Source organism: Ramlibacter monticola, assembly GCF_016722785.1.
Taxonomy (GTDB): Bacteria; Pseudomonadota; Gammaproteobacteria; order Burkholderiales; family Burkholderiaceae_C; genus Ramlibacter; species Ramlibacter monticola.
In genome coordinates, this window is the sequence record NZ_JAEQNE010000003.1 from 560,340 (window position 1) to 579,069 (window position 18,730).

At 69.4% G+C, this 18,730-nt stretch carries 13 protein-coding genes; 6 read left to right on the top strand and 7 right to left on the bottom strand.

All coding sequences use genetic code 11. The features are described 5' to 3' along the window. Positions 1 to 128 precede the first annotated feature (128 nt). From rocD to gshB, 6 genes are all read left to right on the top strand, one after another. Positions 129 to 1,397: an ornithine--oxo-acid transaminase gene (rocD, locus tag JJ685_RS16225; RefSeq protein WP_201675300.1), complete on the top strand. Its 1,269-nt coding sequence runs from the start codon at positions 129 to 131 to the stop codon at positions 1,395 to 1,397. 167 nt (positions 1,398 to 1,564) lie between these two features. Continuing rightward, positions 1,565 to 2,647 carry a DNA polymerase III subunit delta gene (gene holA / locus JJ685_RS16230; RefSeq protein WP_201675301.1) on the top strand — a complete coding sequence of 361 codons (1,083 nt, stop codon included), beginning with the start codon at positions 1,565 to 1,567 and terminating at the stop codon, positions 2,645 to 2,647. Positions 2,648 to 2,654: 7 nt separating this feature from the next. Beyond that, positions 2,655 to 3,935 carry a glutamate-5-semialdehyde dehydrogenase gene (locus tag JJ685_RS16235; RefSeq protein WP_201675302.1) on the top strand — a complete coding sequence of 427 codons (1,281 nt, stop codon included), beginning with the start codon at positions 2,655 to 2,657 and terminating at the stop codon, positions 3,933 to 3,935. A gap of 97 nt (positions 3,936 to 4,032) precedes the next feature. Next, positions 4,033 to 5,328, top strand: a complete 1,296-nt coding sequence (gshA, locus tag JJ685_RS16240; RefSeq protein ID WP_201675303.1) for a glutamate--cysteine ligase — start codon at positions 4,033 to 4,035, stop codon at positions 5,326 to 5,328. A gap of 128 nt (positions 5,329 to 5,456) precedes the next feature. Continuing rightward, complete coding sequence (locus tag JJ685_RS16245) at positions 5,457 to 7,325, top strand: potassium transporter Kup (protein WP_201675304.1); 1,869 nt, start codon at positions 5,457 to 5,459, stop codon at positions 7,323 to 7,325. Positions 7,326 to 7,421: 96 nt separating this feature from the next. After that, entirely contained in the window at positions 7,422 to 8,384 is a 963-nt protein-coding gene (gene gshB / locus JJ685_RS16250; protein WP_201675305.1) for a glutathione synthase, read from the top strand. 138 nt (positions 8,385 to 8,522) lie between these two features. Here gshB and JJ685_RS16255 read toward each other — a convergent pair whose 3' ends face one another. From JJ685_RS16255 to JJ685_RS16285, 7 genes are all read right to left on the bottom strand, one after another. Further along, positions 8,523 to 9,284, bottom strand: coding sequence for a class II glutamine amidotransferase (locus JJ685_RS16255; RefSeq protein ID WP_201675306.1), 762 nt, complete (start codon positions 9,282 to 9,284; stop codon positions 8,523 to 8,525). Positions 9,285 to 9,291: 7 nt separating this feature from the next. Continuing rightward, entirely contained in the window at positions 9,292 to 10,695 is a 1,404-nt protein-coding gene (locus JJ685_RS16260; RefSeq protein ID WP_201675414.1) for a DHA2 family efflux MFS transporter permease subunit, read from the bottom strand. 68 nt (positions 10,696 to 10,763) lie between these two features. Further along, positions 10,764 to 10,979, bottom strand: coding sequence for a cysteine-rich CWC family protein (locus JJ685_RS16265; protein ID WP_408015473.1), 216 nt, complete (start codon positions 10,977 to 10,979; stop codon positions 10,764 to 10,766). 53 nt (positions 10,980 to 11,032) lie between these two features. Beyond that, positions 11,033 to 13,471: a DUF1631 family protein gene (locus JJ685_RS16270; RefSeq protein ID WP_201675308.1), complete on the bottom strand. Its 2,439-nt coding sequence runs from the start codon at positions 13,469 to 13,471 to the stop codon at positions 11,033 to 11,035. A 113-nt stretch (positions 13,472 to 13,584) separates the two neighbouring features. Continuing rightward, positions 13,585 to 15,807: a xanthine dehydrogenase family protein molybdopterin-binding subunit gene (locus JJ685_RS16275; RefSeq protein WP_236599022.1), complete on the bottom strand. Its 2,223-nt coding sequence runs from the start codon at positions 15,805 to 15,807 to the stop codon at positions 13,585 to 13,587. A gap of 11 nt (positions 15,808 to 15,818) precedes the next feature. Continuing rightward, on the bottom strand, positions 15,819 to 16,283 hold the full coding sequence (locus tag JJ685_RS16280) for a (2Fe-2S)-binding protein (RefSeq protein ID WP_201675310.1): 465 nt from the start codon (positions 16,281 to 16,283) through the stop codon (positions 15,819 to 15,821). Positions 16,284 to 16,508: 225 nt separating this feature from the next. Beyond that, on the bottom strand, positions 16,509 to 18,710 hold the full coding sequence (locus JJ685_RS16285; RefSeq protein ID WP_201675311.1) for a malate synthase G: 2,202 nt from the start codon (positions 18,708 to 18,710) through the stop codon (positions 16,509 to 16,511). Positions 18,711 to 18,730: the final 20 nt, after the last annotated feature.

Sequence of the window (18,730 nt, forward strand, 5' to 3'; positions counted from 1 at the left end):
GGCCTCCGGTGTTTCCCCTACAGCTCCGCCGGTCCGGCAGTGCGACGCTTCGGGAACTAATGCCGCGCCGGCGCTCTTGCGCGCGCCGCGCCGTGGCCTCATCTTAGTAAGACCCGTCGGGAGCTCGCATGGATGCCACCGGAACCCCTGTCAGCCAGACCTTCATCCAGAAGGAGGGCAGCTACGGCGCCCGCAACTACGCGCCCGTGCCGGTGGTGGTCGACCACGCGAAGGACTGCCTCGTGTGGGACGTGGAAGGCAAGGAGTACATCGACATGATGAGCGCGTACTCCTCGGTCAGCCACGGCCACCTGCACCCGCGCATCGTGGCGGCGGCGGAGGCCCAGCTGAAGAAAGTCGCCGTCATGTCCCGGGCCTACTACAGCACCACGCTGGGCCCGCTGCTGGAAAAGCTCAGCGAGGTCACCGGCTTCGAGCGCGCGCTGCCCATGAACACGGGCGCCGAGGCGGTGGAGACCGCGATCAAGTGCGCCCGCCGCTGGGGGCATCGCGTCAAGGGCATCCCGGACGGCATGCAGCGCATCCTGGTGGCGCGCGGCAACTTCCACGGGCGCACCAGCACGATCGTCGGTTTTTCCAGCGAGCAGGACTACCGCAGCGGCTTCGGCCCCTTCTGCGACGGCTTCCAGCACTTCGACTACGGGGGCATGGAGAGCGTCAAGGCGGCGGCCACCGAGCACACCTGCGCGGTGCTGGTGGAGCCGATCCAGGGCGAAGCGGGCGTGATCGTGCCGCCGGCGGGCTTCTTCCGGGACCTGCGCGAGTGGTGCACGCAGAAGGACATCCTCCTGATCGACGATGAGGTGCAGGCCGGCCTGGGGCGCACCGGCCGCTGGTTCGCCTTCCAGCACGAGGGCATCCGGCCCGACGCGCTGATCCTCGGCAAGGCCCTGGGCGGCGGCCTGCTGCCGGTGAGCGCGTTCTGCGCCGACGACAAGGTGATGCAGGTGTTCGTGCCGAACAGCCATGGCTCCACCTTCGGCGGCAACGCGCTGGCGGCGGCCGTCGCGCTGGAGGGCCTGAAGGTCCTGCAGGAGGAAGGCCTGGTGGACCAGTGCGCCGCCAAGGGCGAGTACCTGTTCCGGCGCCTGCGCGAGGTGCAGGCCGAGGTCGCCCCCCTGATCCGCGACGTGCGCGGCCGCGGCCTGTGGATCGGCGTGGACATCGAGCCGACGTGCACCACCGCGCGCGACATGGTGCTGCGGCTGGCGGCCGCCGGCGTGCTGTCGAAGGAAACGCACGAAACCGTGATCCGCTTCGCGCCGCCGCTGACGATCACGCAGGACCTGATGGACCGGGCGGTGGACATCTTCCGCGGCGTGGCGGTGGAGAAGTGCCGCGAGCTGGGGCTGCGCACGCGGCCCGCTGGCGCGTGAGCAGGTAACGTAGGAAGAAGACCGAAGCCTTAACGCAAAAGCCGCCAAAGTGGCGCAAAAGCCGCGAAAGAAGATTCATTGAATCGAGGTTTTTCGCGGCTTTTGTTCTTCCTTTTGCGGCTTTTGCGTTCGGCTGTCCGAATCCGGCTCCCCGCTAAACTCCCCGCATGCAATTGGCCGCCGCGCAACTCCCGCAACACCTGCAGCGCGGGCTGCGCCCGCTCTACACCCTGCACGGCGACGAGCCGCTGCTGGTGCAGGAGGCCGCCGACGCGATCCGGGCGGCGGCGCGTGCGCAGGGTCACACGGAGCGCACGGTGCACGCCGTCGCGGGCGCCCATTTCGACTGGGGCGCCGTGCTCGCCTCCGGCGGCTCGCTGAGCCTGTTCGCGGACAAGCAGATCGTCGAGATCCGCATCCCCTCCGGCAAGCCGGGCAAGGAGGGCGGCGCCGCCCTGCAGCAGATCGCCGAAAGCGCCGCCGGCAACGACAGCACCCTCACCCTGGTGCTTTTGCCCCGGCTGGACTTCCAGACGAAGAAGACCGCCTGGTTCGGCGCGCTGGAAGGCCACGGGGTCGCGATCGAACTGCAGACCATCGAGCGCGGCGCGCTGCCCCAGTGGATCGCCCAGCGCCTGGCGCAGCAGAACCAGCGCGTCGCCGCGGGCGAGGAGGGCCAGCGCACCCTGCAGTTCTTCGCCGATCGCGTCGAAGGCAACCTGCTCGCGGCGCACCAGGAGATCCAGAAGCTGGCGCTGCTGTACCCGGCCGGCGAACTGCGCTTCGCGCAGGTGGAGAGCGCGGTCCTGAACGTCGCCCGCTACGACGTGTTCAAGCTGTCCGAGTCGGTCCTGGCGGGCAAGGCAGCGCGGGTGCAGCGGATGCTGGAGGGGCTGGAGGCCGAAGGCGAGGCCGAGGTGCTGGTGCACTACACGCTGGCCGAGGACATCCGGGCGCTCAAGCGCGTCAGGGACGCGCTTTCCACCGGGCAGCCGCTGCCGATGGCGCTGCGCGAGCAGCGGGTCTGGGGGGCGAAGGAAAAGCTGTTCGAGCGGGTGCTGCCGCGGCTGACCGCCCCGATGCTGGACCAGCTCCTGCACTCGGCGCACGTGGTCGACGGGATCGTCAAGGGCCTGAAGACGCCGGGCTGGCCGACCGATGGCTGGCAGGCACTGCACCGCCTGGCCATGGACCTCTGCCTCGCGGTCGCCAGCCCCGCCCCGGCGGGGGGAGGGCACAAGACCCGATAATCGGGGCATGAACGCCCTGAACGTCTCTGAATACATGCACACCCTGGGCCTGCAGGCCCGGCAGGCGTCGGCGCGCATGGCTTCGGCGTCGGCGGCGGAGAAGGCGAAGGCCCTGCTCGCCCTGGCCGCCCTGCTGCGCGGCAGCGTGCAAAGCCTGCAGGCCGACAACGCCAAGGACGTCGCCCGCGCCACCGAGGCCGGCCTCGCCGCGCCGCTGGTGGACCGGCTCAAGCTCACCCCCAAGATCGTCGAGACCCTGGCGGTCGGCTGCGAGCAGCTCGCCGCCATGCCGGACATCATCGGCGAGGTGATCGGCATGAAGCAGCAGCCCAGCGGCATCCGCGTGGGCCAGATGCGCGTGCCGCTCGGCGTCTTCGGCATGATCTTCGAGAGCCGCCCCAACGTGACGATCGAGGCCGCCAGCCTGTCGATCAAGAGCGGCAACGCCTGCATCCTGCGCGGCGGCTCCGAGGCGATCGAATCCAACAAGGCGCTGGCGCGCCTGGTGCAGCAGGCGCTGGCGCAGGCCGGCCTGCCCGCCGAGGCGGTGCAGCTGGTGCAGACCACCGACCGCGAGGCCGTGGGCCGCCTGATCGCCATGCCCGAGTCGGTGGACGTGATCATCCCGCGCGGCGGCAAGAGCCTGATCGAGCGCATCTCGCGCGAAGCGAAGGTGCCGGTGATCAAGCACCTGGACGGCAACTGCCACACCTACGTCGACGATCCCTGCGACCTGGAACTGGCGGTGCAGGTCACCGACAACGCCAAGACGCAGAAGTACAGCCCCTGCAACGCCAGCGAAGGCCTGCTCGTGGCGCGCGGCGTGGCGAAGGAGTTCCTGCCGAAGATCGGCGCCGTGTTCGCCGCCAAAGGCGTCGAGATGCGCTGCGACCCGGAAGCCCGGGCGATCCTGCAGACGCTGCCCGGCGCCAACGTGCAGGAGGCGACCGAGCAGGACTGGTCCGAGGAGTACCTGGCCCCCATCATCAGCGTGAAGGTGGTGGCCGGCGTGGACGAGGCCATCGCCCACATCAACCGCTATTCCTCGCACCACACCGACGCGATCCTGACGCGCGACCACGTGCACGCCCAGCGCTTCCTGCGCGAGGTCGATTCGGCCAGCGTCATGGTCAACACCAGCACGCGCTTCGCCGACGGCTTCGAGTTCGGGCTGGGCGCGGAGATCGGCATCAGCACCGACAAGTTCCACGCGCGCGGCCCGGTGGGCATCGAAGGCCTGACCTCGCTGAAGTGGATCGTGCTGGGCAACGGCGAAGTGCGGACCTGAGGCGCCGCGCGTGCCTCTTGCAAGCACCTCGCTTGCCCCCAGCTCCTAAAATTCCCCGGTTGGGATTCCGCCAGGACATCCAGAACAAGAAGGCCGCATGGTTCCGCATCTCATCACGGCCCTGACCGGCCCGATCAACGAACTCGAGCAGCGCATCCTCGAATCCATGCCCGCGGTGGAACGCTGGTTCCGGCTGGAGTGGATGGAGCACACCCCGCCCTTCTACTGCTCGGTGGATGTCCGCAATGCCGGCTTCAAGCTGGCCCCGGTGGACACCAACCTCTATCCCGGCGGCTGGAACAACCTGACCCCCGAGATGCTGCCGCTGGCCGTGCAGGCGGCGATGGCCGCGGTGGAGAAGATCTGCCCCGAGGCGAAGAACCTCCTGATCGTGCCGGAGAACGGCAAGCGCAGCAGCTTCTACCTGAGCAACATCGCCCAGCTGCAGCGCATCTTCCGCATGGCCGGGCTGAACGTGCGGGTGGGGTCGATCGACCCGGACATCAAGAAGCAGACCACCATCCAGATCCCGCACGACGACCCCGTCACGCTGGAGCCGGTGGTGCGCGGCAAGCACCGCCTGGGCCTGAAGAACTTCGACCCCTGCACCATCCTGCTGAACAACGACCTCACGGCCGGCGCGCCCGGCATCCTGGAGGACCTGCACGAGCAGTACCTGCTGCCGCCGCTGCACGCGGGCTGGTCGGTGCGGCGCAAGAGCCGCCACTTCCAGAGCTACGAGGACGTGGCCAAGCGCTTCGGCAAGATGCTGGGCATCGATCCCTGGCTGGTCAACCCGCTGTTCAACCGCTGCGGCGAGCTGGACTTCGCCAAGTCGGAAGGGCTGGACTGCCTGCGCGCCAACGTCGATGCCCTGATGGCGAAGATCCGCCGCAAGTACAAGGAATACGGCATCAACGAGAAGCCCTTCGTCGTCGTGAAGGCCGACTACGGCAGCGAGGGCATGGGCATCATGACGGTGCGCGACGTCAAGGACCTGGACCAGATCCGCGACCGGCCGAAGAACAAGCCGCCGGTCGTCAAGGGCGGCAAGGCGATCACCGACGTCATCATCCAGGAAGGCGTGCTCACGGCCGAGCGCATCAACGACGCCGTGGCCGAGCCGGTGGTGTACATGATGGACCGCTACGTGGTGGGCGGCTTTTACCGCGTGCACGCCGACCGCGGGATCGACGAGAACCTCAACGCCCCTGGCGCGGTCTATGTGCCCCTCGCCTTTGCCGAGAGTACGCGCTTACCTCAGCCCGGACAGAAGCCGGGCGCCAGCGCGCCGAACCGCTTCTACATGTACGGCGTGATCGGCCGGTTGGCGATGCTGGCAGCCAGCTACGAGCTGGAAGCCACCGATCCGGCGGCGGAAACCTATGACTGACTGACGGAAGCGATCCGGGTCCAGTGGTTGCGTGGCAACATGCAGCCCTGCGGCAGGGGGGTGGGCGCACAATAGCGATCCCAAGTTCAAGACCCCGCCGGCATTCCGGGCCCGGGACGGGGCCGTTCGTGCAGAACTCGAGATCTTCCCTTGCGGCGCTCACGCTTGGCGCCATCGGCGTCGTTTACGGTGACATCGGCACCAGCGTGCTGTATGCCGTGAAGGAAGTGTTCGGGGGCCACCACGTCCCCTTCACGATCCCGAACGTCTACGGCATCCTGTCCATCTTCTTCTGGACGCTGACGGTCATCGTCTCGCTGAAGTACGTCGTGCTCGTGCTGCGGGCCGACAACAACGGCGAGGGCGGCCTCATCGCAATGCTGGCGCTCGCGTCCCAGGCGGTCAAGGGCAAGCCGCGCCTGCGCAGGGTGCTGCTGGGTGTCGGCATCTTCGGCACCTCCCTGTTCTACGGCGACGGCGTCATCACGCCGGCGATCTCGGTGCTCTCCGCGGTCGAGGGCCTGGAGGTGGTCTCGCCGCGCTTCAAGGACTGGGTGATCCCGCTCACGCTGGTGGTGCTGCTGATGCTGTTCTTCGTGCAGAAGCGCGGCACCGGCGGCATCGGCCGCTTCTTCGGGCCGATCATGCTGGTGTGGTTCATGACGATCGCGGTGCTGGGCGTCTCGCACATCCTGCAGCACCCCGAGATCCTGAAGGCGCTCAACCCGTACTACGCGCTGGGCTTCATGTGGACCCAGCCGGGCACCGCCTTCATCATCCTGGGCGCGGTGGTGCTGTGCGTCACCGGCGCCGAGGCGCTCTACGCGGACCTCGGCCACTTCGGCAAGAAGCCGATCCGGCTGGCCTGGTTCAGCTCCGTGATGCCGGCGCTGACGCTCAACTACTTCGGCCAGGGCGCGCTGCTGCTGGCGAACCCGGAGGCGGTGAAGAACCCCTTCTACATGATGGCGCCGGACTGGGCGCTGCTGCCCCTGGTGGTGCTGGCGACGATGGCCACGGTGATCGCCTCGCAGGCGCTGATCACCGGCGCCTTCAGCGTGACCAAGCAGGTCGTGCAGCTCGGCTACCTGCCGCGCCTGAACGTGCAGCACACCAGCGTGCGCGACACCGGCCAGATCTACGTGCCGGCGGTGAACTGGGGCCTGTTCGTCGCGATCGTGGTCGCGGTGGTGATGTTCCGCTCCTCCAGCGCGCTGGCTTCGGCCTACGGCATCGCGGTGACGCTGGACATGCTGATCACCACCACGCTGACCTTCTTCGTGATCCGCTACGGCTGGAACTATCCGCTGGCCCTGTGCATCGCCGCCACCGGCGTGTTCTTCCTGGTGGACTTCGCCTTCTTCGCCTCCAACCTGCTGAAGCTGTTCGAGGGCGGCTGGTTCCCACTGCTGATCGGCGGCTGCATCTTCACGCTGATGACCACCTGGAAGCGTGGCCGCTATATCCTGAACGAGAAGCTCAAGACCGACGCCATCGACCTTCCGAGCTTCCTCGAATCGGTGTTCGCCGCGCCGCCGCTGCGCGTTCCCGGCACGGCCGTCTTCCTCACGGCGGAGCCCGGCGCGGTGCCCAACGCGATGCTGCACAACCTGAAGCACAACAAGGTGCTGCACGAGCACAACCTGTTCGTCACGGTGCGCAACCACGAGGTGCCCTGGATCGGGCTGAATCGCCGCGCCGAGATCGAGTCGCTGGGGCACGACTGCTGGCAGGTGATCCTGCACTACGGCTTCAAGAACGATCCCGACGTGCCCCGGGCGCTGGAGCAGATCCGCAATCGCGGCTGCGAGCTGGAGCCCATGACCACCAGCTACTTCCTGTCGCGCGACAACGTGGTGCCCTCCATCGGCGGCGGCATGGCGAGCTGGCGCGAGAAGCTGTTCGCGCAGATGCACCACAACGCGAGCGCCGCGGCCGACTTCCTGAACCTGCCGAACAACTCGGTGGTCGAACTGGGATCCAAGGTCGAAATCTGAGCGCTGCGCTCGCGCCGCGAGGAGGGCCGCCCGGGGGCGGGAGCAGCGACCCGCCGCGTTTTGTGCGACAGTGGCGCGAACAGCATTGCCACGCCGATGAACATCCTCTTCGTTGCCGACCCGCTCGAGGTCTTCAGGATCTACAAGGACACGACCTTCTCGATGATGCGGGAGGCGCAGCGGCGCGGCCACCGCATCGCCGCCTGCGAGCCGCGCCACCTCACCTGGCGCTCGGGCGAACTGGTGCACGCGGAGGTGCGCGAAGTCACGCTCACGGGCGCCGAGGAGGACTGGTTCCAGGTCCGCCAGACCAGCGTGCGGCCTCTGAAGGACTTCGATGCGGTGATCATGCGCAAGGACCCGCCCTTCGACAGCGAGTACTTCTACGCCACCCACCTGCTGGAGCAGGCGGAGCGCGAGGGCGCCCGGGTGTTCAACCGGCCGGCGGCGCTGCGCGACCACCCGGAGAAGCTGGCGATCATGGAGTTCCCGCAGTTCGTGAGCCCCACGCTCGTCACGCGTTCGGCCGACGAGGTGCGGCGCTTCCACGAGGAGCACGGCGAGATCATCCTGAAGCCGCTGGATGGCATGGGCGGCATGGGCATCTTCCGCGTCGGGCCCGAGGGCCTGAACCTGGGTTCGATCATCGAGACGCTGAACCAGCAGGGCGCGACCACGATCATGGTGCAGCGCTTCGTGCCGGAGATCTCGCAGGGCGACAAGCGCGTGCTGGTGATCGGCGGGCAGGTGGTGCCGTTCTGCCTGGCGCGCATCCCGCAGGGCAGCGAGATCCGCGGCAACCTGGCGGCGGGCGGCAAGGGCGTGGCGCAGCCGATCTCCGAACGGGACCGCGAGATCGCCGAGACCATCGGCCCGCGGCTGAACGAACGCGGCCTGCTGCTGATCGGCCTGGACGTGATCGGCGACTGCCTCACCGAAATCAACGTCACGAGCCCGACCTGCTTCCAGGAGATCATGCAGCAGACGGGCTTCGACGTGCCGGCAATGTTCGTGGATGCAATGGAGGAGGCGGTGGCTCGGGATCGGACGGTGCTTTAGGGCTTGACGGCCAAAACCAGGCAGCCGAACGCAGAGTGCGCAAAGGTTACGCAAAGGGCGCAGAAAAAATCTTATTGATGGATGTTCTTCTGCGTTCTCTGCGTAACCTCTGCGCCCTCTGCGTTCGGCTGCCTGGTTTCAAACAGCTTGCCCGTCCACGAACACTTTCAGCTCCCCCGGCGCGAACTGCGTCCACGGCTCGTTGACCGTCAGCGGCGCCGTCACCACCACCGCCACCTTGTCGTCCCGCGTGGTGTGCTGGGCGAAGTCGATGCTCAGGTCCTCGTCCGCCAGGTGCGCATGCGTGAACGGATGCTTGCGTTCCACGTACCAAAGGTTCGTCGAACAGTGCGCCCACAGCGCGTCACCGTTCGACAGCAGGAAGTTGAAGCGGCCGTGCTTCGCGATCGACGGCGTCAGCTCGCGCAGCGTCAGCGTCAGTTCCTCCACGCTCGGCACGCCGGCGTGCGACTTCCACATCTCCTGCATCAGCCAGCAGAAGGCCCGCTCGCTGTCGGTGCTGCCCACGGGGCGGAAACTGGCGTGCAGGCGCGGCTGGAAGTCCTGCAGGTCGCCGTTGTGCGCGAACACCCAGTAGCGGCCCCACAGCTCGCGCACGAAGGGATGGCAGTTCTCCAGCGCCACGTGGCCCTGCGTGGCCTTGCGGATGTGCGCGATGACGTTGCGGCTCTTGATCGGATAGCGGCGGATCAGTTCCGCCACCGGCGACTCGCAGGCCGGCAGGTGGTCCACGAAGTGGCGCAGGCCCAGCCCCTCGAAGAAGGCGATGCCCCAGCCGTCCACGTGCTCGTCGGTGCGGCCGCCGCGCTGGGCGAAACCGGCGAAGCTGAACGTCACGTCCGTGGGCGTGTTGCAGTTCATCCCCAGCAGCTGGCACATGGGGTGATTATTCTTCAGTGGGCACGGTTCCGGGCGGGTCGCGCAACTGCCAGGCCGCCACCAGCGCCAGGGCGCAGATCGCCGCCAGCAGCAGGAAGGTTTCGTTGAAGGCCGCCAGGCGCGCCGGGCTGGTGCCGGGGCGGGTGAGCGCGTCGCCGTGCGCTGCCAGCCGCCACTCCAGCACGATCGCGCACAGGCTCACGCCGGCCGCGCCGCCCAGCATGCGCAGGAAGTTGATGGCGCTGGCGCCCTGCGGGATCAGGGCCTTGGCCAGCGGCCGCATCGCGCCCAGGTTCAGCGAGGGCAGGATGAAGCCCAGCCCGATGCGGCCCAGGATCGCCCAGGCCACCAGCACCCACAGGCCGGTCTCCAGGTGCACGGTGGGCATCAGCGCGAACGAGAGCGCCAGCAGCAGCAGCCCGACGCCCACCAGCACGCGCGTGGGCAGCCGCGTGGTCAGCCGCCCGGCCAGGCCGATCGTGATCGCCAGCACGATGCCGGAGGGCAGCAGGATGGTGCCCACGTGCGAGGCGGGCAGCTGCAGGCCCGTCTGCATGTACACCGGCAGCAGGTAGGTCGAGCCGAACAGGGCGATGCCGTAGATGAAGGCCACCAGCGTGCCCATCGTGTAGGTGCGGTAGCCGAACAGGTCCAGGTTGATCAGCGCCTCGCGCCCGCTGCGGCGGGCGCGCCGCAGCCAGGCGATCATCGCGGCCAGCGCCGCCAACGCGCCGAGCAGCAGGCCGCCGGCGAGCCGGGGGTCGCCGCCGCGGATCTCCAGCAGGCCATTGAGCAGGCACAGCGTGCCGACGCTCCCGAGCACCAGGCCGCGCCAGTCCAGCCGCGTGCCGCCGCTCGCGGCGATGCCGCCGCCGGGCGCCGTGGTCGGCACGTAGCGGTAGGCGAGCCAGATCGACGCCAGGCAGAAGGGCACCACCATGAAGAAGATGGAACGCCAGCCGAACCCGTCCACCAGCAGGCCGCCGATGCTGGGCCCGAGCGCCGGCGCCAGCACCACGCCCATGCCGAACATGCCGCTGGCGCGACCCTGCTCGTGGGGCTCGAAGGCGCGCAGCATGATGATGGCGGGGATGGGCTGGACCACGCCGGCGGCGAAGCCTTCGGCCACGCGCGCGCCCAGCACCAGCGGGTATTGCATCGCGACGCCGCCGAGGATGCCGCCGGCCATCAGCAGCACCATGGTCCCGACGTAGGTGCGGCGGTAGCCGAAGCGCGCCAGCAGCCAGGGCGTGGTCAGCATCGAGATGGTCATCGCCACCATGAAGCCGGAGCTCACCCACTGCGCGCGTTCCTGGTTGAGCCCGAAGTAGTGGCTCATGTCCGGGATGGCCACGTTCACGACGGTGGAGGACATGATCGAGGCCATCACCCCGACCATGAGGGCCATCATCAGCAGCCAGCGGTAGTTGGGGCCGTGTCGTTCCCGCAGGACGGCGACCGAGCCGGCTTCCGCGACGCTCACGCGCTGGCGCCGCCGCGCGCGCAGGCGGGGCAGATGCAGGCGCGGCGCTGGGCCTCGGGCGGCACGCGCGCGAGCAGCTCGGGTCCGAAGGTGGCGCCCGCGCACCAGCAGGCTTCCTGCTTCACGCCGGTTTCGCGTTCCAGCTCCATGGCGCAGCGGTTCGGCTGGCCGCAGAGCGGGCAGAGGGAGGGGTTCGGGGCGGCGGCGTCCACGGGGCGCATCGTAGCGGGTTCGGCGCGGGCAGGTGGCCCGGCCGACCGGGATCTCAGGCGGCGGGGGCGGGTGCGGGGGCGGACTCGGCGAGCCGCTCCAGCGCGCGCGGCACCACGGCCTCGCTGTCCACCAGGCGCAGCAGCCGTTCCCTCAGCAGCTTCTGCAGGCTGCGCCGCGTCATCGAATGCGGCTGGCCTCCGTGGCTGACGAACAGGAACAGCGTGCGCTTCTCGGAGGCCCACTTGAGGCGGGCGCGGCGCCAGTGCTGGCGCGCGTGGAGGTCCACCCAGCAGCCGGTCGAAAGCCGCTCCACCATCGCGTCCACTTCCTGCGCGGTGAGCTGTCCGCTCTCTTCCAGCGGCGCGTGGCCGCTGGGGGTCGCCAGCGGGGCCGGGCCGGTCGGCGGCCCCTCCTCGAAGCCTGCGGCGTGCAGTTCCTGCGGCCCCATCCAGGGCTCGTCGGGCGCCCGGGCCGGCTGCGGCGGCCGTGTCACGGGCGGCGGCTCGGGCGCCGCCACGCTGCCGTGGCGATGACGCGCCCGCAGCTTCATCACCGGGCGATGCAGCGCTTCCAGCTGCAGGAAGAAGCCCTCGCTCTCGGAGGGCTGCTGGCCCAGCATGGTGAGCCCGGTGCGCAGCTTCATGAGCACGCGCGGGATCACCTCGAAGGCCTTCGCGGGGTCGCGCAGCGTCAGGTCGCGCTTGACGCTCCACAGCAGGTCGGTGATGACGGCGATGTGGCCGCCGGGGTCGATGCCGCGTTCAGGCTGGGTGAGCCGCGAATGCGCCACCACCAGCGCCCAGGAGCCGAGGACGAACTCGCGCACGGCCTCGTCCACCCCTTCGAGGTCGGAGCGCTGGCGGAATTCGCTCGCGATGCGGTCGGCCTCGTGCTGGCGCCGCTCGGCGAACTGCACGGCGTCGAGCACCTTGCGCTGCGGCTCGTCGTCGAGCGCGTCCTGCGCCGCCCAGGCGGCCTGCAGGTCCGTCAGCGCGGCGCGGAACGGGTCCGCGCTCTCGACCGGGTCGATCTCGTTGAGGCGCTGGAAGCTGCGCGCCACCGGCCCCAGGAAGCTCTGGAACTCGACGCTGAATTCGTCGTTGTGGCGGAAGCTGCGCTCCGCCACCCTCTCCACCAGCAGGCGGCCGGGGTGTTCGGCATCGCTGAAGAAGCGCGGGGCCACCATCGCCAGGCGCAACAGCGAGGGCTCCAGGCCCACGATCGCCTCGCGCACGGGAGCGAGCAGGCGCGGATCGTCGGCCACGCGGTCCACCAGGCGCCGCACGACTTCCAGGCCGTAGACCTGGCCGACCTCGCGCGCCTCCTTCTTGAGCCGCCCGCGCACCAGGGCGCGCTCGCGCGCGGCCTTGAAGCGGCCCCAGTCCTCCGGCAGCGGGCTGTCGGTGTCGACCTGGCGGGCCTGCCGGTCCACGGCCGGCACGTGCAGCTGCCGGCGCACCGCGCGCTCGTCGTAGGGCTGCGCCTCGTCGAGTGCCGCTTCCAGCGCGCGCAGTTCGGCGTCGACCTGCGCGTAATAGCTGGGTGCCAGCGGGCGATGCGCCTGCGGCTCGCCGCGCAGCAGGAACTGCTGCAGCCGCCCGCCTTCGACGTTGCGCACCGGCAGGTCCGCGAAGCCGGAGAAGCCGGACTGGCCGAAAGGATCGAGGGGCACGGCGCCCGAACCGGGCTGGCCATGCCATGCGGGCCCGCGCGGGCCCGTCCCGCCCAGGGGCGCGGGCTGCGACATGCCTCCGAGAGGCGCAGGCCGCGACATGCCCCCGAGGGGCGCGGGCTGCGACATGCCGCCCAGGGGCGCCGGTCGCGACATCCCGCCCAGCGGGGCCGGGCGCGACGGGCTGGCGGAGGTGCGCAGGCGGTAGTTGGCCGCGCTCACCCGCTGCAGGGTCAGGAAATGCGTCTGGGCCTTGTAGACCTGCTCGAGTTCCTGCGCCAGCGGCGCGGCCATGTGCCGCAGCCATAGCGCGGGCCAGGCGGGATCGGGATGGTCTTCGACCATCATTTCGCGCAGCGCCTGCGCGTAGACGGCGGGTCGCAGCGGATTGCGCTCGGGCTGGATCGTCGGCAGCCCCAGCGCGCTGCTCATGAGGGCATCCAGTTCGTGCAGCGGGCGCTCCAGCGTTGCCGTGAGCTGCTGCGCGAGCCGCGAGGTCTCGATGGTGCGGGAGATCTCCGTGTCGTCCACCAGGGACAGCGACAGCGTCGGCAGTTCGTCGCGCGGCGTCGCGGCGCGCGGCCTCTCGCCGGCCTCGGCTTCGAAGGCAGTGCCGAGGGAACGGGGAAAGCGGTTCCTGAAAGCGACGCGTTGATTCAGCAGCTGGCGCCAGGCGTCGGACAGCAGCTGGCGCTGCTCGCCCGTGGCGGCCGATTCTGCCTGCTGCAGGCTCGCGACCGCCTGGTCGACGCACTTTTCGATCAGGCGCGCGGAGGCACCGACGGCCTCGCCCATGCTGCGCGAGACGGTTTGATTCACAACGGACATTGACCCAACGGTTCCCTCGAACCGCGCCATTAGACCCCGGCCCGGTCAGCCCGGCAATGACGCCCCGCCCGGCGCGACCGCTCGCGCGCCGGACGGTGGCCATTTCACGACACCTTCGGGGCCGCGGCCAGGGCGGCGAGCACCCGCGAGGGAACGAAGGGCACGCTGCGGAGCCGCACGCCCACCGCGTCGTACACACCGTTACCAATTGCCGCCGGCACGATCGCCGCCGCCATCTCGCCGGCGCCCCAGGGCGGTGCCTCGGGCCGGTTGATCACCTGCACCTCGATCCTCGGCACCTCGGGGAAGGTCAGGATCGGGTAGCTGGCCCAGTCCGTGGTGGTCACCCGGCTGGCGTCGAAGCGCACTTCCTCCAGCAGCGTGCGGCTGATGGTCTGGACGATGCCGCCCTCCACCTGGTTGACCACGCCGTCCGGGTTGATCACCTGGCCGCAGTCGTGGCTGCAGAAGACGCGCTCGACGCGGATCTTTCCGCTGGCGCGGTCGACCGCGACGTCGCACACCATCGCGACGTAAGTGTGCTCGTTCTGGTAGCGGATGTAGGCGAAGCCGCGGCCGCGCGCGACCGCACCCGGCATGGGCGCGCTGAACGCGGGGCGCGCCTGCCAGCCCGCCATCTTCGCCGCCGCCTCGATCACCTCGCGGCTGCGCGGGTCCTTCAGGTAGGCCAGGCGCATCTGCACCGGGTCCTTGCGGGCGGCTGCCGCCAGCTCGTCGAAGAAGGACTCGTTGGCGAAGTTGTTCTGCATGCGTCCCGGCGTGCGCAGGTGGGCGGTGCGCAGGAAGGCGTTGCCGACGCGGTCGACGCGGGTGAGCGTCGCCGGGAAGGCGTACTCGACGTCGCTGTTGTGGGCGATGTTGCCGGTGTAGCTGCCCTTCTTGGCCACGCCGGAATGCACGGCGGCCAGCAGCGGGAACTCCTCCAGCGTGCCGTTCTGCATCGCGATGATGAAGCGCGACTTCCAGGCCGTGACGCCGCCCTGCGCGTCGAGGCCGGCCTCGAGGTCGACCACCGTCGGCGGGCTCTTGGGGTCCCAGCCGTGTTCGTCGTCGCGCATCCACTGCACGCGCACGGTGGCCGGCTGGCCGGTCTTCTCCGAGAGAAGGGTGGCCGCCAGCGCCGCATCGGCAGTGCAGTCCTCGTGGCCGTTGCGGCCGTAGCAGCCGGAGCCGTCGACGTAATGCAGTTGCACTTTCGCGGGTTGCGTGCCCAGCATGAGGGCGACCTCGGTCTGCAGCGAGTGCGTGGCCTGCGAGGGGGACCAGATCTCCAGGCTGCCGCCTTCGGCGCGCGCCACCGCGCAGGACGGCCCGAGCGAGGCATGCGAGTGGATGCCGAACTCGTAGCTCGCCTTGAAGGTGCGCGCGGCCTGCTGCAGGCCCGCATCGACGTCGCCGTGGCTGGGCCGCGGCTCGGTCTTCACGACCGGCTGCGCGCGCCAGGTCTCCATCATGCGGTCCTGCGCCGGCAGGCCCTTCCACACCGACCACGTCGGACGGACCTTCTGCGCGGCCTGCACGGCCTCCCATTCGGTCTTCGCCAGCACCGCGAGGAAGTTGCCCTTGTGCACCGTGCCGAGGTATCCGGGGAGCTGCTTCGCCTCGGTTTCGTCGACCGACATCAGGCTGGCCTGGATCGCGTCGGGCCGGAGCACGCGCGCGTGCACCATGCCGGGCAGGCGGATGTCGTGCACGTAGGTGAACTCGCCGGTCACCTTGGCCGGGATGTCGAGGCGCTTGACCGACTTGCCGACGAAGCGGTGCGCGGAGGCCTTCTTCAGCGGCGCCTTCGGGTCGACCTCGATCGCCTGGATGCCCTCGGCGAGCAGGCTCGGATAGCTGGCGCTCTTCGCGGGATCGGCCTGCAGGCGCACGAAGCCGTCGCCCTGGAATACGACCTCGTCCGGGCCCACGCCCCAAGCGGTGGCGGCGCGCGTCGCCAGGGCCTGGCGCGCGGTGGCGCAAGCGCGGCGCAACTGCTGGCCGCCCACGCTGATGCTGAGGCTGCCGGCGGTCTGGCCCTGGTCGATGGTGGTGGCCGTGTCGCCCATCATGAGGGCGATGCGCTCCATCGGCACCTCGAGTTCGTCGGCGACCATCTGCGTGAGCGCGGTGCGCACGCCGGTGCCGAGGTCGACCTTGCCGCTGTAGACGGTGATGCGGCCGTCGGCGCCGACCGCCAGCCAGGCATCGAGTGCCTCCTTGCGCATGGACTTGGCAGCCGCGGGGGCGGGCAGGCCGCCGAAGCCGATGACGAGCGCCTGGCCCAGGGCGGCGCCGGTTTGCAGGAACAGTCTGCGATCCATGGCGGCCTCCTTCAGGCGAGTTGCTGCGCCGCGCGCTGCACGGCCTTGACGATGCGCACGTGGGTGCCGCAGCGGCATAGGTTGTGCGCGAGCGCCTCTCGGATCTGCTGATCGCTGGGGTGCGGGTTCTCCTTCAGCAGCGCGGTGGCGGCGACCACCATGCCGTTGGAGCAGTAGCCGCATTGCGCGGCCTGTTCGTCGATGAAGGCCTGCTGCACGACGCTGGGCTTCGCGCTGCTGCCCAGCCCTTCGAGCGTGGTCACGGACTTGCCGGCGACGCGCTCCATCGGGGTGCTGCAGGAGCGCACGACCTTGCCGTCGACCAGCACCGAGCAGGCGCCGCACTGGCCCTTGCCGCAGCCGAAGCGCGGCCCCTTGAGTTCCAGGTCATTGCGCAGCGCATAGAGCAGCGGCATCTGCGGATCGGCGTCGAGGCTGCGGCTCGCGCCGTTGACGCGCAGGGTGATCTTGGCCATTCGAACTCCCCTGATGGACGAGGGAGGCCGAGTGTAGGGACGCGACTGGCGGGTGACTAGGTGGGAAACGAGTGCTGAGCTTGATCGGGGAGATTCAACGCAAAAGCCGCAAAAGCGCGCAAAAGCCGCAAAGGTGAAATCCAATCAAGGATTTCCTTTGCGGCTTTCGCGAAACCTTTGCGGCTTTTGCGTTCTGGAAGAACCCGACCCCCGCGCGGTGCCGAATCAGCGCGCCGCCGCGGCCTTCACCTTCAGGCGCCAGGCGTGCAGCAGCGGCTCGGTGTAGCCGCTCGGCTGCTCCTTGCCCTTGAACACCAGGTCCAGCGCGGCGCGGTAGGCGGCCGAGGTGTCGAAGCGGCCGGTCATCGGCTTGTAGAGCGGGTCGCCCGCGTTCTGCCTGTCCACCACGGCGGCCATGCGCTGGAAGGTGTCGCGCACCTGCTGCTCGGTGACCACGCCGTGCAGCAGCCAGTTGCAGATGTGCTGGCTGGAGATGCGCAGCGTCGCCCGGTCTTCCATCAGGCCCACGTTGTGGATGTCCGGCACCTTGGAGCAGCCGATGCCCTGGTCCACCCAGCGCACCACGTAGCCCAGGATGCCCTGGCAGTTGTTGTCCAGCTCCTGCTGGCGCTCCTCGGCGCTCCACTTCACCTCGGGAGCGACCGGCACGGTGAGCAGGCCGGTCAGCAGCTTTTCGCGCTCGGCCTCGTAGTTCACTTCCTCCAGCTCGCGCTGCACGGCGAACACGTCGACCATGTGGTAGTGCAGGGCGTGCAGCGTGGCCGCCGTCGGCGAGGGCACCCAGGCGGTGTTGGCGCCGGCGCGGGGGTGCACGATCTTCTGTTCCAGCATCGCGGCCATCAGGTCCGGCATGGCCCACATGCCCTTGCCGATCTGCGCGCGGCCGCGCAGCCCGCTGGCCAGGCCCACCAGCACGTTGCTGCGCTCGTAGGACTGGATCCAGGCGCTGGACTTCATGTCGCCCTTGCGGATCATCGGGCCGGCGTACATGGCCGTGTGCATCTCGTCGCCGGTGCGGTCGAGGAAGCCGGTGTTGATGAAGGCCACGCGCGCGGCCGCCTCGGCGATGCAGGCCTGCAGGTTGACGCTGGTGCGGCGCTCCTCGTCCATGATGCCCAGCTTCACCGTGTCGGCGGGCAGGCCCAGCACCTGCTCGACGCGGCCGAACAGCTCGGAAGCGAAGGCCGCTTCCTTCGGGCCGTGCATCTTGGGCTTCACGATGTAGATGGAGCCGGTGCGCGAGTTGCGGATGCCGTTCGCGCCTTTCCCCTGCAGGTCGACCATGGCGATGGCGGTCGTGATCACCGCGTCCATGATCCCTTCGAAGATCTCCTGGCCCTTGTTCCAGAGGATCGCCGGGTTGGTCATGAGGTGGCCGACGTTGCGCACGAACAGGAGCGAGCGGCCGTGCAGCCGCACTTCGCCGTCGCCCAGCGGGGTGCGGTAGATGCGGTCGCTGTTCAGGCCGCGGGTGAAGGTGCGCGCGCCCTTGGTGACCTGCTCGGTCAGCGTGCCCTGCAGGATGCCCAGCCAGTTGCGGTAGCCGTGCAGCTTGTCCTCGCCGTCGACGGCCGCGATGGAGTCTTCGAGGTCGAGGATCGTGGACAGCGCGGCTTCCACCACGATGTCGGCGATGCCGGCGGGGTCGGTGGCGCCGATGGCGTTGCTGCGATCGACCAGCACGTCGAGGTGCAGGCCGTTGTTCTTCAGCAGCACGGAGGAGGGCGCGGACGCGTCGCCCTGGTAGCCGACGAATTTCGCCGGGTCCTTCAGCCCGGTCGACTGGCCGCCCTTGAGCGTGACCACCAGCTTGCCGTCCACCACCTTGTAGCCGGTGGAGTCGACGTGCGAACCACTCGCCAGCGGCGCGGCCTGGTCCAGCACCTGGCGGGCGCGGGCGATCACCTTCTGGCCGCGCACCTCGTTGTAGCCGGGGCCCTTGTCGGCGCCGCCGCTCTCGGGGATCACGTCGGTGCCGTAGAGGGCGTCGTACAGCGAGCCCCAGCGCGCGTTGGCGGCGTTGAGCGCGTAGCGGGCGTTGAGGATGGGCACCACCAGCTGCGGGCCGGCCTGCAGGGCGAGTTCGGCGTCGACATTCGCGGTGGTCGCCTTCGCGCCCTTGGGCGGCGGCACCAGGTAGCCGATCTTCTCGAGGAAGCCGCGGTAGGCGGGCAGGTCCCGGATCGGGCCGGGGTTCTTCTTGTGCCACGCGTCCAGCTCGGACTGCAGGCGGTCGCGCTCGGCCAGCAGGGCGGCGTTCTTGGGCGACAGGTCGCGCACGAGGGCGTCGAAGCCCTGCCAGAACGTCGCGCGGTCGACGCCCACGACGGGCAGCACCTCGTCGTCGATGAAGCGCTGGAGGGCGGTATCCACCTCGAGGGAGTGGATCGTCGTGCGGCTGGTCATGTTCTCTTCTCCTGAAATTG

Bases quoted from the DNA above. Each gene is read 5' to 3' on its own strand.
- JJ685_RS16285 (WP_201675311.1), bottom strand. From the start codon at position 18,710: ATGACCAGCCGCACGACGATCCACTCCCTCGAGGTGGATACCGCCCTC.
- gshA (WP_201675303.1), top strand. From the start codon at position 4,033: ATGGTTCCGCATCTCATCACGGCCCTGACCGGCCCGATCAACGAACTC.
- JJ685_RS16260 (WP_201675414.1), bottom strand. From the start codon at position 10,695: ATGATGGCCCTCATGGTCGGGGTGATGGCCTCGATCATGTCCTCCACC.
- gshB (WP_201675305.1), top strand. From the start codon at position 7,422: ATGAACATCCTCTTCGTTGCCGACCCGCTCGAGGTCTTCAGGATCTAC.
- rocD (WP_201675300.1), top strand. From the start codon at position 129: ATGGATGCCACCGGAACCCCTGTCAGCCAGACCTTCATCCAGAAGGAG.
- JJ685_RS16255 (WP_201675306.1), bottom strand. From the start codon at position 9,284: ATGTGCCAGCTGCTGGGGATGAACTGCAACACGCCCACGGACGTGACG.
- holA (WP_201675301.1), top strand. From the start codon at position 1,565: ATGCAATTGGCCGCCGCGCAACTCCCGCAACACCTGCAGCGCGGGCTG.
- JJ685_RS16235 (WP_201675302.1), top strand. From the start codon at position 2,655: ATGAACGCCCTGAACGTCTCTGAATACATGCACACCCTGGGCCTGCAG.
- JJ685_RS16280 (WP_201675310.1), bottom strand. From the start codon at position 16,283: ATGGCCAAGATCACCCTGCGCGTCAACGGCGCGAGCCGCAGCCTCGAC.
- JJ685_RS16275 (WP_236599022.1), bottom strand. From the start codon at position 15,807: ATGGATCGCAGACTGTTCCTGCAAACCGGCGCCGCCCTGGGCCAGGCG.